The organism is Lysinibacillus sp. A4, from assembly GCF_024919535.1.
Taxonomy (GTDB): Bacteria; Bacillota; Bacilli; order Bacillales_A; family Planococcaceae; genus Lysinibacillus; species Lysinibacillus capsici.
Window position 1 is genome coordinate 182,289 of record NZ_JANWTB010000004.1, and the last position, 15,503, is coordinate 197,791.

Annotated in this window: 17 protein-coding genes; 7 read left to right on the plus strand and 10 right to left on the minus strand. The window is 34.9% G+C overall.

Annotated elements, in window-relative coordinates; translation table 11 throughout:
- Positions 1-67 precede the first annotated feature (67 nt).
- Entirely contained in the window at positions 68-889 is an 822-nt protein-coding gene (gene ku / locus NY607_RS09530) for a non-homologous end joining protein Ku (RefSeq protein ID WP_004225181.1), read from the plus strand.
- Positions 890-920: 31 nt separating this feature from the next.
- On the opposite strand, the gene NY607_RS09535 is transcribed toward ku, so the two are convergent.
- A complete protein-coding gene (locus tag NY607_RS09535) occupies positions 921-1,442 on the minus strand; it encodes an AAA family ATPase (RefSeq protein ID WP_237898103.1) in 522 nt (173 codons plus the stop codon).
- A gap of 139 nt (positions 1,443-1,581) precedes the next feature.
- On the opposite strand from NY607_RS09535, the gene NY607_RS09540 reads away from it, so the two are divergent.
- A complete protein-coding gene (locus tag NY607_RS09540; protein ID WP_259419575.1) occupies positions 1,582-2,589 on the plus strand; it encodes a serine hydrolase domain-containing protein in 1,008 nt (335 codons plus the stop codon).
- A gap of 14 nt (positions 2,590-2,603) precedes the next feature.
- Here the strand turns inward: NY607_RS09540 and NY607_RS09545 are convergent, their stop codons facing one another.
- Positions 2,604-3,134, minus strand: a complete 531-nt coding sequence (locus NY607_RS09545) for a dihydrofolate reductase family protein (RefSeq protein WP_131520089.1) — start codon at positions 3,132-3,134, stop codon at positions 2,604-2,606.
- Between the two features lie 101 nt (positions 3,135-3,235).
- On the opposite strand from NY607_RS09545, the gene NY607_RS09550 reads away from it, so the two are divergent.
- Positions 3,236-4,189, plus strand: coding sequence for a helix-turn-helix transcriptional regulator (locus NY607_RS09550; protein WP_259419576.1), 954 nt, complete (start codon positions 3,236-3,238; stop codon positions 4,187-4,189).
- Positions 4,190-4,279: 90 nt separating this feature from the next.
- Positions 4,280-5,320, plus strand: coding sequence for a DUF418 domain-containing protein (locus NY607_RS09555; protein WP_259419577.1), 1,041 nt, complete (start codon positions 4,280-4,282; stop codon positions 5,318-5,320).
- 363 nt (positions 5,321-5,683) lie between these two features.
- On the opposite strand, the gene NY607_RS09560 is transcribed toward NY607_RS09555, so the two are convergent.
- Positions 5,684-6,538, minus strand: a complete 855-nt coding sequence (locus tag NY607_RS09560) for a malate synthase (RefSeq protein WP_259419578.1) — start codon at positions 6,536-6,538, stop codon at positions 5,684-5,686.
- A gap of 426 nt (positions 6,539-6,964) precedes the next feature.
- On the opposite strand from NY607_RS09560, the gene NY607_RS09565 reads away from it, so the two are divergent.
- Positions 6,965-7,210, plus strand: a complete 246-nt coding sequence (locus NY607_RS09565; protein WP_048392591.1) for a hypothetical protein — start codon at positions 6,965-6,967, stop codon at positions 7,208-7,210.
- A 53-nt stretch (positions 7,211-7,263) separates the two neighbouring features.
- Here the strand turns inward: NY607_RS09565 and NY607_RS09570 are convergent, their stop codons facing one another.
- Together NY607_RS09570 and NY607_RS09575 are read right to left on the minus strand one after the other, a co-directional pair.
- On the minus strand, positions 7,264-7,656 hold the full coding sequence (locus NY607_RS09570; protein WP_016992195.1) for a RidA family protein: 393 nt from the start codon (positions 7,654-7,656) through the stop codon (positions 7,264-7,266).
- Between the two features lie 708 nt (positions 7,657-8,364).
- Positions 8,365-8,913 (minus strand): hypothetical protein, encoded by a 549-nt coding sequence (locus tag NY607_RS09575; protein WP_259419579.1) that lies wholly within the window; start codon positions 8,911-8,913, stop codon positions 8,365-8,367.
- A gap of 217 nt (positions 8,914-9,130) precedes the next feature.
- On the opposite strand from NY607_RS09575, the gene NY607_RS09580 reads away from it, so the two are divergent.
- Positions 9,131-9,796: a response regulator transcription factor gene (locus tag NY607_RS09580; protein ID WP_036076407.1), complete on the plus strand. Its 666-nt coding sequence runs from the start codon at positions 9,131-9,133 to the stop codon at positions 9,794-9,796.
- Positions 9,797-9,902: 106 nt separating this feature from the next.
- Complete coding sequence (locus tag NY607_RS09585) at positions 9,903-11,045, plus strand: sensor histidine kinase (protein ID WP_259419580.1); 1,143 nt, start codon at positions 9,903-9,905, stop codon at positions 11,043-11,045.
- A 141-nt stretch (positions 11,046-11,186) separates the two neighbouring features.
- On the opposite strand, the gene NY607_RS09590 is transcribed toward NY607_RS09585, so the two are convergent.
- From NY607_RS09590 to NY607_RS09610, 5 genes are all read right to left on the minus strand, one after another.
- A complete protein-coding gene (locus tag NY607_RS09590) occupies positions 11,187-11,741 on the minus strand; it encodes a ferric reductase-like transmembrane domain-containing protein (protein WP_036076409.1) in 555 nt (184 codons plus the stop codon).
- Positions 11,731-12,636 carry an FAD:protein FMN transferase gene (locus tag NY607_RS09595; RefSeq protein WP_259419581.1) on the minus strand — a complete coding sequence of 302 codons (906 nt, stop codon included), beginning with the start codon at positions 12,634-12,636 and terminating at the stop codon, positions 11,731-11,733. The genes NY607_RS09590 and NY607_RS09595 overlap by 11 nt, the downstream gene beginning before the upstream one ends.
- 28 nt (positions 12,637-12,664) lie before the next feature.
- A complete protein-coding gene (locus NY607_RS09600) occupies positions 12,665-12,922 on the minus strand; it encodes a hypothetical protein (RefSeq protein WP_054550292.1) in 258 nt (85 codons plus the stop codon).
- A 17-nt stretch (positions 12,923-12,939) separates the two neighbouring features.
- Entirely contained in the window at positions 12,940-13,584 is a 645-nt protein-coding gene (locus tag NY607_RS09605; protein WP_259419582.1) for a copper amine oxidase N-terminal domain-containing protein, read from the minus strand.
- A gap of 324 nt (positions 13,585-13,908) precedes the next feature.
- On the minus strand, positions 13,909-15,114 hold the full coding sequence (locus NY607_RS09610; RefSeq protein ID WP_036076413.1) for an EAL-associated domain-containing protein: 1,206 nt from the start codon (positions 15,112-15,114) through the stop codon (positions 13,909-13,911).
- Between the last annotated feature and the right edge of the window lie 389 nt (positions 15,115-15,503).

The following is a 15,503-nucleotide window of genomic DNA, read 5'->3' on the forward strand; positions in this document are numbered from 1 at the left end:
AGATTTCATTTTAAGATACATAAAAAACCTCAAAATACATCATAGTAAGAAAAACGAGGTGACAACAATGCATACAGTGTGGAAAGGCAGTATTTCCTTTGGACTTGTTAATATTCCTGTGAAACTACATGCTGCAACTGAAAATAAAGATGTCAAATTGCGTCAGCTTCACAAAGACTGCCATACGCCGATTAGTTATAAAAAGGTTTGTGAGGGCTGTAACCAAGAGGTAACAGATGAGGATATCGTGAAGGCTTATGAATATGCCAAAAATAAATTTGTTGTGTTGGATCAAGAGGATTTAGAAAACTTGCGTAAGGAAAATGAAGATAAGGCTGTGGAAATTATTGATTTTGTGCAATTAACTGAAATCGATCCAATCTATTTTGAACGCACCTATTTTTTATCACCCGATTCGACGGGAGCCAAAGCCTATTCATTGTTACGAAAAACATTAGAACAATCAGGGAAAATAGGCATTGCCAAAATCGTTATCCGCTCTAAAGAGCAACTTGCCATTGTGCGTGTTTATCAAAATGCCCTTGTGATGGAAACAATTCACTATCCAGATGAGGTAAGGAGCATTGGCGATGTCCCTAATATTCCAAGCGAACAGGATGTAGTACAAAAGGAGCTCGATACAGCCCTCATGTTAGTGGAACAACTAACAACTACATTCAACCCTGAAAAATATACAGATGATTACCGCAATGCTTTATTAGAACTAATTGAAGAAAAGAAAGCTACAAATACGATATCTACAAGCGATAAACAACGTCCAATTCCTGAAAATGTCACGGATTTAATGACAGCTCTACAGGCCTCTTTAGAAAAAACAAAAAAGCCCGCTACAAGAAAACGGACTACACGTACAAAGAAAAATGCCTAAGAACAAGCGTATCCTGACATCGGGATACGCTTTAGAATTGTCGAAAATAGGAATCTAAATCCTTATTGCGCTGAATCATTAAAAGTTTAGCCAATACAGCATGTTGCTGTTTAAAGAATTTAGGCTTTCCTACCCTTTCAAAGCGTTTATTCCAACGAAACATTTTAAAAAAGATCGAAAAAGTAGGTTGATAGTGAGCTTTTTCGAAGCCCATTTTTTGTTTTATAAATCTTTTTATTATACGAAAGACTCGAATTTTATAAGGCGTATCGAGAAAGATAATGCAATCAGCTTGCTGGAAGCTATCAACAACCCACTCCTCCTGATGGATCCCCTCTATAATCCAACTGTTCGTTTGGAGAATGGTTTGTAAGTGCTCCTTTTTTTCTTCATCTGTTCTTAGAATATCCCCTGATTCCTTTCGCATCCATGCCACATTATCAAGCTCATAATAAGGAATCTGCAAGGTTTTAGATAACTTCCTCGCCAATGTCGTTTTCCCACTGCCAACGGACCCAATGATATGTATTTTTTGTGGAAACGCTTTTGTCACAGAACCCCTCCATTGTATGTACCTTTGTAGAAATAATTCCTTTATTATACAATAGATTTCAACTTACATAACGATAGTTTCCCAAGAACATTCGTTCCTACTTATGGTATGATGAAGGAAAACTAGGAGATCTTTATTCATGACAATACATGAGCAAATGTCGCAACAACAAATAGCTGGCCTCAGCATTGCCTATATAAAGGATGGTGAGCTTCAGAAAGCAGTGTGCTTTGGTCTATTAGAGGTCGGGAAAACTAACAGAATCAATACCCAAACCATCTTCAATGCCTGTTCAATTAGTAAACTAGTTACAAGCATTTTAGTGATGAAGCTGGTCGAGCAAGGTATAGTAGATTTAGATGAGGATATTAATCAAAAGCTCACATCTTGGAAGATGCCAGATCATAGCTACACTCAGGGAAAAAAAGTAACATTACGACATTTGTTAAGTCATCAGGCCGGAATTATTGACCCTAAAGGCAGCTTCTCTCCCTTACATTCACGATGGCAGAGGCCTTCGATGGTCGACTTATTAAAAGGTACAACTCCTTATTGTTCCATTCCAATCGATAGTACTTTTGAGGCCGGACAAGAATTTCACTATTCAGATGCTGGCTTTTGCATTGTTCAATTGCTGATTGAGGATACAATAGGCTCAAGTTTTTCAACACTTATGACAGACGTGATTTTCCGACCACTAGCCATGACAAATAGCTTTTTTTCTTCCGCAGTCCCAACTGCCAATACAGCAAGTGGTCATCAGAAAGATGGCACCCTAACAGCACAAAGATACCCTATTTACCCGTATGATGCAGCTTGTGGATTATGGACAACACCGTCAGATCTAGCAAAATTATTACAAGAGGTAATGCAGGCCTTAAAGGGAAAGGGTACACTTGGTTTAGCTTCAATCCATGAGCTAATTCGTCCTCAGGGCTGTAAAGAATGGATGGGCCTTGGTGTATTTCTTGATGGTGCTGGTGAGCAGCTTGAAATATCCTCGCTTGGCTGGGGCGTTGGCTATCAATGTATGCTAGTGGCCTACCCCCACCTAGACAAAGGCTTTGTTGCCATGACTAACACCGATACAGGCGTTCATCAAATGCAAGGTCTCTTAGGAGAAATCTATCGTTCCTTTATCAAATAAAGAAGAGGCTTGATTTAAGCCTCTTTCCTTACCTCATAATGTAGTTGTACCATTTGACCATATCGTTTTGTTTCCAATAGCCTTAAGTTTTCGAATGGACGGGGAGATTTAAACAAGGGTATCCCTGAGCCCAGTAAATGGGGTGTAATCGTAATAATCCATTCGTCAATTAGCCGCTCCTGTAAAAAAGCATCTAGAAGGTTCCCTCCCCCTACCATCCAAATCTTTGTGCCTTCTTGCTCTTTTAAACGTTGAGTAAATGTGATGACATCCTCTTGGATAAACGTCACATGCTCATTTTCCCCAGTTTGAGTTGTTGAGAACACATAGCATTTTTTATCAGGATAAGGGAACGGTTTAAGATGTTCTAGGATATAATCATATGTCCGTTTTCCCATAATGACGGTATCAATGGTTTGATACATATCAGCGTAGCCATTATCACCCTCTCCCTCTGTTTCCTCTAGCCACTGTAGATCATCATTTTCCTTGGCAATAAATCCATCTAAACTCCCTGCAATAAATACCAGTATTTCCCGTGACATTACGTCAGCTCCTCTTCTTTTGAAAATCTCTTGTACAATCTCTATACTAAATATAAAACATGACAACTATTGGCATGATTAAATAAAAAGGTGAAAAAAATATGACTAAAGCTAAACGATTAATTGATATTTTGCTATTCGTCAGTGTGAAAAAGAAATTTACAGCGCAGGAAATTGCCGACACCTTCCATATTTCCGTGCGAACGGTGCATCGTTACCTTTTGGATTTAAGTGATATGGGGCTACCCATTTACGCGGAACAAGGAAGACATGGGGGCTATACGGTGCTATCCAATGCTATTCTCCCCCCGATATTATTTACTGAGGAAGAGGCGGTCGCCATCTTCTTTGCATTCCAGTCTTTGCACTATTATCGTGATTTACCCTTTAATACTGAAATGAAGTCTGTCTCTCAAAAGCTGTATGAATCCTTACAGAAGGAAGCCAAGAAAAAGGTGGATACGCTGCAATCCTATATTGCCTTTTGGAACCCTAAAAGAGCCATTACAACACCACTCCTAACGGACGTTTTAGAGGCTATCATCAACCAATCACAATTGCATATCCAGTATGAATCGAAGTCTGGTATCACCTCTAAGCATATCCAGCCTATTGGCGTGTACGCTCATGATGGCTTATGGTATATGCCTGCGCTACTGCTATCAAATGAAAGAATATTACTCTTCCGTGTAGATCGAATTAAAGGGATAAAAATTAGTGAAGCAAACCATAAAACGACGATGAATTTGCAGCAATGGCTTGAAACTGACTATGAGCCTCAGCAGCCTATTCGGTTATATGTAGAATTATCAAGCGAGGGCATTCGTCAATGTTTAAGTGAGCCCCATCTTGAAAAAGCGGTTGTTCGACATAGTGATGGAACAGGCTATATCGATACGATTATCGATCAACATGAGCTCCACTTTAATAGCTCCCTATTCTTTCGCCTTGGTCAACATGCAATTGTCAAAGAACCATACGCACTAATTCAGCTTATACGTCAGCATGCATATGAGCTATTAGCGATTTACCCTGAGCCAATAGAGCCTCTATAAGATGACAATTTTGTTAGATTCACGTAACATTCATCGTTACTACTTTTAAAAGATCTTCCTTATAATTGGTTTTAAAGGAGGAGATATACGTTGCAACCGACCAACAGTAATAAACGGATTGATACATTAGATTATTTAAGAGGGTTCGCCTTACTGGGCATTATTTTAGTCAATATCCCCTCATTAATGTGGATTGAACCACCTGAATTGGCAAACGATATTGCCTATAGCCGCTTTCTGACACTTTTTGTAGAGGGTAAATTTTTTATCATTTTTTCATTTTTATTTGGAATAGGATTCTATCTCTTTATTTCACGCGCACAGGCAAGGGGCGAAAAAGCCTATGCCTTATTTAGTCGTAGGCTTTTGATTTTACTGTTTATGGGGCTAGTGCATTTTTATTTCCAACCAGGTGAAGCCTTAACTGTCTATGCTATCTTTGGCTTTGTAGCCTTACCTTTTTATAAAATGCGCAAAGACATCAATCTCATCCTTGGATTCATCCTATTAGCCATCACTGCCTATTTTGGTCTAAAAATTTTAATGCCATTTCCACTGATTTTGCTTGGTCTAGCTGCTGGTCAATATCATTTATTTGAAAATATCTCGTTACATCGAAATAAAATCATGTTCGTGACGATTGTAATGGGCTTTATAAGCATGGCTAGCTGGTTTTATCAATGGCAGTATGTCCCTGAGCCTCTTGTTAATATCCAGCATTTGCCCAAGGATCAGCTAGCGGCTCATATTACAAATATTGAGCAATTTTCATTAATTGGACTACAGTTTAGCCCATTCGCTTCTGCCTTTTACATGGGAACAATCATCCTATTATTACAAAGCACTTTGTTCCAGCGACTATTGGCACCGTTAAAAGCATATGGGCGCATGGCCTTGACTAATTACTTGGGGCAAACAGCGCTCATTCTCTTAATTGGCCATACTTTCGGTTTAATTGGACAACTTCGCTATCTTGAATCTTTGTGGATTTGTCTAGGCATTTATGGTTGCCAATTGCTCTTTAGTAAGCTATGGCTATACTTTTTCCGCTTTGGCCCTATGGAATGGCTATGGCGAATCGGGACATATTGGACAATTCCTCCCCTACGCCAAAGTACGAAAGATTATTGATCGTAAAGGATAAACACCTATCAGCTTGGTGGTAAACATCATATATTGGTAATGTACCCTACTCGCTTTCCATCTTTGCTCATATCTTCAGCAAGAAACACATCCCCATTTTATTTAGTCACCAAAGTGACTAATTTAAAAACAGCGTTAAGCCATTATTAACGCTGTTTTTTACTTTTATTACATCTAATAAGTGAATCATTGGGGTTACAGTGTGTGGAATAGGTATTAAAAGCTAATAAAGTTATTGGGACATAAACATACAAGTCACTGGATTTTAAAATCCAGTGACTTGTATTCATTGCCATTATTTATCTCTTGCAAGCAAGTATAGCTCTTTAACTTGATAATTGGTTCACTGTACTAAATACGGGTTAATGCGCCATCAGGTTTGGGAATTTCTTGTACTGTTAGCTGATTCATTTTACAAAAATGTTTAAAGAATTGTTGTGCCAACTCCAGTTCTTTTGGGTCACTTTTCAACGAAATGATATCAAGTAAAATTTGAGCCATCCATAAATTTTCGAAATAACGATATTTCCCTGTCTTCCATGTCATTTTTTCGGGGAATTTTTCATTGATATAATATTGCCAGAAAAGTAACTGATCCGATTCCTGTTCTGTCAGATGAATTCTGTATTTTGAATGAGCAGGAATATGTCCATCTTCACACAGCTTGCCGACGAATTTTTCATTCACCATATAGACACCTAAGATACGTCTATCACTTTCAGGCTGGCTGGAATCTCTTGCTGTTAAAAGGACAGCGCTATTTTGGTGCAAGCGGCTCGGCTTGTTTGGCTTCCCTTTATTATTACCACTCTTTAATATACCTGAAAAAACATTCCACTCTGAAACAGAACTATTCTGTTCCTCTGAATCACACCAAAAAACCATCTGTGATGCGGGATGAAGTTTATGATTACTCATAAGTTTTTCGTGTTCCAAGCGAAGCAAGAGTTCTTTCCGTTGAAGTTCTTTGGCCTCTTCCATCCGCGATTCTTCTTCTTTTCGTTCAATTTCTTTTTTTTGTATAATTTCCTCAAGTAACTTAGCATCACTTTTATCATGTATTGTTAGGTGCTTTCCAAATACATCTGGAAAAACAAACCTTTTATTTTCTGATGCAAAATGTATTTCAATACTTGAATCATTTTGATTAACTATACTACCTATGCCAAAACGCTTGTGTGTAACTTTCTTATTAATTAGATTCATTCATCTAGTCCTCCTTATGGAATAAAAATTAAGTTACTATTAGATAGTAAAATTTCAAATAACTTCTTTAAAACAATTTCGAATTTTTCTTCTGTTTAAAAATAAAAAAACGTATCCAAATTCTTTCTGCAAAATAGGACATCGGAATTCGAAATACGTTTATAAAAAAATGATCGTAAGACTATTATAACATTTTTTAATAAAATTACAAATTTATTATTGACAACACATTTTTACATGAGTTAAAATATTTATTTATTCTCTGAATGTCATTAGAATCCTGTTAGAAAAGACCATAAACTTCTAAAAAACGCCTTATAAAATCCAACTTTTCCTTGTTACCTATTTGATGCCCATAAATTCTTCACCTGTTTCTTATTCTTAGCATACAATGCAAATAATACCCTTTTTTGTAGGGAGGATTATATGAAGCAAAATAAAGGTAATCGGAATAATGAGGGATTGGAATCCGTGAGTCAAGCAGCTAAGTTGGCTGTCATTGCGGGGGCGATTACAACACTTGGAGACGCTCTAGCGACCATTGCGGCTGGTCTTGCTCTAGAGGATGAGTTGAAGGAAATTGAAAGTAATAGCAATGATATTGACAAACTACAAAAGCAAATTGACGAATTAAATTATGAAATGAAACAATTAAAAAGGATGTTACGTTAATACCGTCTGTACACAAAAACGACAATACCACATGGATATTGTCGTTTTTTAAGCTATTTAGCAGCCCAAAGTTCAATCTCTATTTTTATATCTGGTAGCCCCAATGCAGATACATAAGCAATAGTCATAGAGGGATAGGAATGACCAAACATTACTTCCCATTGCTGATAGAAATGATGCCAATCAATCTCCTCTGTCGCCCATATATTCACCTTTACCACATGAGATGCATCCAATCCCTCAGTTGCTAAAAGCGCTTCAATATTTCTAAATGTATTGGTGGTTTGTTCAATTAAATCTACTGGCAGTTGATCATCTTGATCAACCCCAATTTGTCCAGAGAATGCATACATTGTTGCATCTTTCGGGATGATTGTGATGTGGCTATATTTCCCAACAGGGCTAGGTACCTGCATTGGATTTTTACGTACTATGTTAGTTTTCATATTCTTTTCTCCTTTAGGATTGTATTTTTTTCTAAAAAAGGGCAGACTTATCCCTTGTTTGTTGATTTTAGAAAAAAACAGCTGTGGAGAACCCTATACCCATGCTTAAAAAACGAATAGCTCTTTTTTTCATATGAATTCTCCTCCTTGTCCCTAAAGTTATGTTCACTTTACCATTTCTATCCTAGACAATCAATGAAATACCCAAACTCTTTTGCATTTCATCGATTATTTCTCAGGCAATTAACTATTCAACCATAGCAATCACAACATATATATAGTAGTGTAAAGCTAAATTAGCCTTACACCTCCGAAATTGTTACTAGGGTCACTCCATCCCAAGTGTCCCTTTGCATAAAAGAACTAGGTACCCCTCTTTGGCGGTACCTGGTTTTTTTGTTATTTGGGGTCGAGTCGCACTTATGTTGGCTAAGTTTTGTCCACCTGCATTACAGCTAGTTTTAATTCATCTGCAAGTAATGCTGAGGTGTAGAATTCTTATACGGAAATATACCATAGCCAATACAAGAACTATAAACTTAAATATAATTACACAGCACACTTCCCTAATGAGATCCTTTTGCTTTAAGCTCAAATACTAGAGATTCTTTGTCTAAGCATTGTTTATACAACAAATATAGAAAATGAATGCAGTATGCAACAAAAATGTTAAGCTTAGTAATTATGAGCCGAGTCATGTTTACATAATTAAGAGATAAAAATATGAATCCCTCCTGTAATAACACTTAATGCCGCTATTGAGATATGGATTGTTCGCAAGCTTCGATTTTTTCTATAGTTAAATAAATTCATTCCTATAATAGCAGTAATTGATAAAAGAATAATTGCAATTAAGCCAATAATTCCTTCATTCTCCAATTCACCCTCATTAAAGTACATGATTATCCCATGACCAATACCTAACAACAATGCCATTGTGCCAAAAAGAATATGATATCTACCTATTAACTTTGCTACGTATAAGTATAGTCCTTTAGATTGTGGGAAAGTACGAATTACAGACTTCAAGAAGGTTCTAATAGGAAAAATCATACCCGCTGCACCAATTCCTATGAATGCACACCAACCAATTAATTCACCAAGGTCCTCATAACGCCCTTCTTCGTGTTGTTGTCTACCGTTACCCTCATCATACTCATCTTTTCCTTCAAAAATATCATCAGCATAAATGGGATTTACATCATACAAAAAAAACATAACTACCAATACTATCCCAAACATTTTTAAATATCGCATAGGAGATCTCCTTCCATATTGAGGTTCAACATTAGTCTAAACAACCAATATGAAAAAAATCTGAAAAACGGTACTAGAAAAAATTACGATATTTAATTTAAATTTCTTTTTTGGCTTAGAATAAGTAGAAGATTGGTCGCACAAAAAATTCAGGTGGATTTCATAATGTTGTTATAAATTAGTTATATTGAATATAAAAAAGGTAGGAGGAGCTTCGTTGAAAATACTGATAGCTGAAGATGATAATCGATTAAGAAAAAACATTGTACACATCATTCAAAAAGAATTTCATCAGGTGGATGCTGTAGATAATGGTCAGCATGCATTAGAATACATACTGTTTCATACATACGATCTAGTCATTTTAGATTGGATGATGCCAGAAATAAGCGGTATTGATGTGTGCAAAGAAGCTAGAAGAAATGGTTATGAAGGTGGCATTTTAATACTAACAGCAAAGGATGATTGCAATGACATCATCTGCGGATTAGATGCAGGTGCTGACGATTATGTTGTTAAACCATTTAAAATGGAAGAACTCTTAGCGAGAATACGTGCCATTTTAAGAAGAAAAAATAAATCCATTCATCAAATCATTCAAATTGATGATTTAAAGTTATATTTGGATTCCAGAACACTTTTTAAAGATAATCAAGAAATACTATTAACTAAAAACGAATTTTTATTGTTAGAGTACCTTTTTATCAACAAAGGCATCATTCTTACTAGAGAACAAATTTACACACAAGTGTGGGGCTTTGATCATGAAATGACTAACAACAACCTTGATGCGTTAGTAAAATTAGTTCGTAAAAAAATCGATCATAATCGTCCAAAATCCATTATTGAAAACATTAGAGGAATAGGATACAGAGTGAGGTAGCATGTTTAAGAAAACTCGTAAAAAACTAACTTTATTTAACTCCATTTATTTTATAGGCTTTTTCTTTGCTTTTCTTATTATTCTATATTTTTCATTAGTTCAACTAATGGATTATCAACAAATAGAAGAACTAGAAACTTATTATAAAGAACAATATCATGACTTTTTTGAGCACAAAAATGATAATGAAGGGAAATTAGAATTTAACCCAAATGGTATGTATTTTTACTATATTTATACAAAAGACCAGATACTAGTCCACGGTGACGAAAACTATCAAGGTTTATTTAAAGATCTAGAAAAAATCATTCGAACGGAAGATCCTTCTAAACGTTTTGTAAAAAATATAAAGTGGCGCGATAAACATCTTTTAATTTTATCGAAACCCATTCAGCCAAACGATGAATTTCTTGGATATATTGTTATAGGCAAATCGACCACATCACAATATCATTTTTTTCAAAAAATGATCTTACTGTTTATTGTTTTAATTATAATTTTTACAATAATAATTGGATTCTTAAGTTACTACATGGCAGGAAAAGCCATGATTCCCATTCAACATGCACTTGAAAAACAGAAAAGCTTTGTTTCAGATGCTTCTCATGAGTTAAGAACACCGCTAAGTGTATTTTATAGTTCACTCGATATTTTAGAAACTGATGAAGCTAATAATATGAGTGATTTCGGTAAAGAATTGATTGAAGATTTAAAGCATGAAGCAGAGTTAATGAAAGAGCTATTAGATAAACTATTATTTTTAGCCCGACATGACAAAAATCGTATTCATTCAACTAAAGAAAAAATCTCCTTAACAGAGTTGCTACTAACGATTAGTAGGAAGTTTAAAAGAGCGTTACCGAAATCAATCGTTTTCGAAACAGAAATCCAACCTGATGTTGAATTTATTGGAAATTCAAATAATATAACTGAATTAATTTATATATTATTAGATAATGCCGCTCAGTACACACAAAGAGGATCAATCTATCTAAAGCTTTTACAAACTGATAAAATGATATATATCTACATTGAAGATACAGGCATTGGGATTTCTAAGGAAGACCTCCCTTTTATTTTTGATAGATTTTTCCGGAGTGATGCTGTGAGAAACAGAAACGGAACAGGACTAGGACTTGCTATAGCTGATTCTATTGTTCAAGATCACGGAGGAACATTCACAGTTCAAAGCGAATTGGAAAAAGGTACAACATTTTGTATTCAATTTCCTCTTTATACTAAAAAATAGGCTCTTCATCGTTACATGATGGATAAACCATAGAATGGCATTACATGTATCAGTAGTGCCATTCAACTAGTTTATTTTTTTGAGCTACTTTGGCAGTCTAGCTAACATGGAGAAACTGCCTTTCATCCATTCATGCACCGCTTACTTGCTAACCCCTTGCTTTTGATCTTTCTTCTTAAATCCATCACTCATCAATCTTACAAGTAGTGCGGTAATTATAACCATTACCGTACTGCTATAAAATAAAATTACCAACATTTGATTAGAGTCAGTACCAATGAATAGCCCATGAATAAGTGATAATATCCAAGCAGGTAAAACAAGAAAATGCATCTTCTTCCAAAGTGAAAAGTTCATTTTATTTATCCATATATCTGATGTTAAAAGAACTATTAAAAATAAATAAAAAGCTATGGTTCCTAGCCCAGACAACAATGCCTGATAGTTAGCGCTAAAAGGTAATACGATTTCAGAAATAGTATAGGGTTCGTATTGATCAATCATTAGTAAAAGTAAATGTACAATAACAGTTATAAATCCCATCCATCCACTCATTTGATGTAATTGAAAGTATAAGTTTTTATTGGACTTGAGAGTAGAAGATTTCCTTAGTAAACCAAAAAAAATTGACATACTGAAGTAAAAATAACTTAAAAGCCCTAATAATCGAATCCATTCCCAAGTACTAAATAACATCTAATTTTTCTCCTCCTTTCAGCCAATATATACTTCCATCATCTTTTGCTATTAAGCAAGCACAAGGCATCTGTAGTTTGTCAAACCATACTTGTAATTCTTGTTCATTTAATAAAAAAGCCAGTTTTGTTGCCACTTCTGCTTGACATAATGAGTTTGTTATTATTGTTGTTTGAAGGATAGGGCTAATGATTACCTCTCCGGTTCTTCCATCTAATAAGTGATGCTTTTCTTTTCCCTGCTGTTTCCAACTTCTGAATATACGATTCGATGTGGCAATTGCTCCGTTTTGAATTCTAATGGAACTGATCTCTTCGTGTATATGAAATGGATGAGCAATCCCAATGGTCCATGTCTTTTTGCCTGACGACCACATTTTCATATCTCCACCACCATCTACAATTCCAAACTCTGGAGAAACCTGTCTAAGCCAATCAGCTATTTTTTCAACTACGTATCCTTTGGCAAATCCACCTAAATCAATTAATTGATTATCCTTTTTTAAAACTTCATTGTGATCCAAAAAAAGAAATGGCTTATTTGTCTTTTTTTCTATTTGTATTGCCTTATACGTTGATTCTTGAAAAGGAAAGGATCGATCATACCCATGTTGTTCTAAATGTAATTTTAAATACGGAGAAAATATATTATTAGTTAATGTATAATAGTTGTCTGCTGTTTTTAAACAATCATATAATGCAGGAGAAATTCTACCTATTTCTCCTACCTTTAGTTGATTAATTTGATTTAACTCATTATTTGGCTCAAATCTCGACCACTCTCTTGCAACGTATTGCAACCATTTCACCACTTTGTCTTTCCAATCCATTTTTTGTGTTCCAGCAATTTCAATATAAAAGTTTGTATTCATCGTGTTTAATGATAGGGTATCCAAGCAACTTCAACTCCACTTCAAACTATGTTTAGGATCGTTTGGTAGTTCGATCGGTACGAATTTTATTTTGTTGTAGTTGATTCACTCCAACAATTTCAAAATTTGTCCAATCTAATTGAACAAGTTCCTTTTCTCGGTCTGACATTTTTTTTGATTGTTCATTTGTCAAATTTAGATCAGCTATGTTTATATCTGATGGAACATTATTAAATTGCGTTAATAGTAAAGAAGATAATATTACTCCAGAAGTGCCTAATATCCATTTAGCTTTCTTTTGATCTTTCATTCAATCATCTCCCTTTTTTATTTTAATAACTTCAATACAACAGCGTTATTCATTTCTTGCCATTCAGCCACATAGCCCAAACCATTTGAAATTACACTAATTGGAACATATATATTATCATTCAAGTAAAATGTAACAGCTGGTATCGGTGTTTTTATCTCGTTATAGTACACTACATTTGTCCCCGCACGAAAAATTAGTTCTGTACCAGCTTTATTAATTTCTAATATTTTACTATTATCATAATTAACTACTTTTGCACCTAAAAGTTCAGCAACAATTTTACCTGGCACATATATTTCACCATCTAAAGGAATCAAGTAAAGTGACACTGTATTATTATTATTTTCTAGTTTTAATTGAATTTCTTTCGCTTCTTTTAGGGGTAACTCTCCTTTATTTACATAAGTCGATCTTGTCCAAATATTCCATGTATTACTATTTGTTTCAGGGTATCTTTGGTCATAATATTCATATTCATCCTCTTCTTTATAATAATCATAATCATCATCTTCCTCGTCATCATCATAATCATCATTGTGCTTTTTATGAACATCACCCTCGTATTTTTTATAATCTTCTTCATCATCCGCATTTGCTATGTTGGCATCAAGAAATGGCCAAATTAAACTAATAATTAGCAGTATTTTGATAATCCTCATTTTTTCAGCTCCTTTATGATATTTCCATCTTAATTAAGCTAAATGAAAAAATACTGAAAAAACAAAATCATTCATTACAAATTTAACAAATGTATAGACTGCCATTTTTGTTTCGATAGAGGTAGTTAATTTTCTATGAGAACTTAAATAGCATTCTTGATTGAAATCAAAAAAAATTGCCTTCTGCAAATATAGAAGGCAACTTCAGTATTTTACTAGGCTTTTAGGATTCTCCCCCATAATACCTAATACATTTAATTAAAATAAATAGATCGAATTGCAATTTGTACCCATGAAATGTTGTCACTAAAGAAATTACTAATATTATCTAAAGATTTTATGCTCATAAAGATAGTCATAGGAAAGGTCAACAAACAAATATTCATGCTCGTTGATGGCAATGGAGAATGTTCTTGTAATTTCTCCTGTTTCAATATCCCGATACAATTCAGAGATTTCCCCACTTTGATCGTTGCGCATTTTGATAATCGTTTGAAGGAAATAAGGGCGCCAGCTCCAATTTTTATTGATGGCACGTGGCTGTAGCTCCCAGTTCCCATCAATTCGCATAACGTTAGGCGTTAACTGGAACCCATCCTCATTACAAATATAGAGACGGAAAGAGTAGTTATCCAATAATTCAGCTAAGTACTCTAAATGGGAGACATTGTCGCTTGTTGGTTTCACACGGTGAACAATCGCCTCTAATTCCTCCCTTAATTTTTTCAGCTGCAAATATTGCGCCTCCAGCATTTTCTTTTCGGAAGTAATAAATTGCTGGCATTCTTTTTTAAAACGTTCCTTTAATATATCCTTATCAACAAAAGTCATAGCTGGATTTGCTAGGTATGGCCCTTGATAAAATCTACCGCCATTTTTCCAAGCAAATTGTAGCTGATAAACCGTTTCAATATCTTCAAATAATAGATTCGCTCCAATTTTATAAGCTAGGCTACCAATGGCAGAAATCATGTCCGATTGAGCAGACCAAGAATCGTAATTTAAATCACGTGTATTGACCTTTAAGATATGTGGTGCCAATAGCGCAATATGCTCTAAATGACTTTCGGCTCCTACTTCCTGAACGGCAATTTTTACCCCAAACGTCGTAAAATAGCGTAGGGCGTGATGTAATTTGTTAATATCCCCTATAAAACGATGCTCTGATACGACAAGTACGATACGCTGTAAATCTTTTTCCTCTATATATTGTTGGATAATATTAAAATGACTTTCACCAAAATCTTGCATCAATAAATTTGGATTGCTTGGGATATAAATATCAATTTCTGGTGCAATTTCATCAATTTTGGCTAATGCCGCATGTAAAATTTTGTGTTCCATATCAATTCGATATTCTTCTGGAATATCTTCATTGTTGACAAAATCCTTTAAATTAATTTGCTGACCTTGAATTTGTAGATATCCGGAAATTTCGTAGGCAATCACCGTATGCGCATCTGCGCTAAATATCGGTTGATAATACCCATGTATTTGATCTAAATTTGTTAACACTTCAATTGCGTCCATCATCGAAACCTCCAATATGAATAACGTTTTCATTGTTATTCCAAAATAACATTACATTTATCATGACTAGCCTAAAAAATGCTCTCTGACTGTATAATAAGTTGTTTAAAGTAAAATCGCAACTTCACTTCTCATCATTAATGGAAATCCGTCCTAATTTTTAACCACCATAATTGCATTATTTCTAACGACTTTCCTACATAGTAGGTTGCTTGTTACACCATCTTGCAACGTTATGCTTTTGTCCAACCAAGGCTGTTCTGATATTTTACTCTCCCTTTAATCTATGCAACTTGACGCAATGACAGCCGTGATAATGGATGATGATTATCCTATACCAGTCAATTAATTCAGTCATTTACCCAGTATTTAAGGACAATTTTATGAAA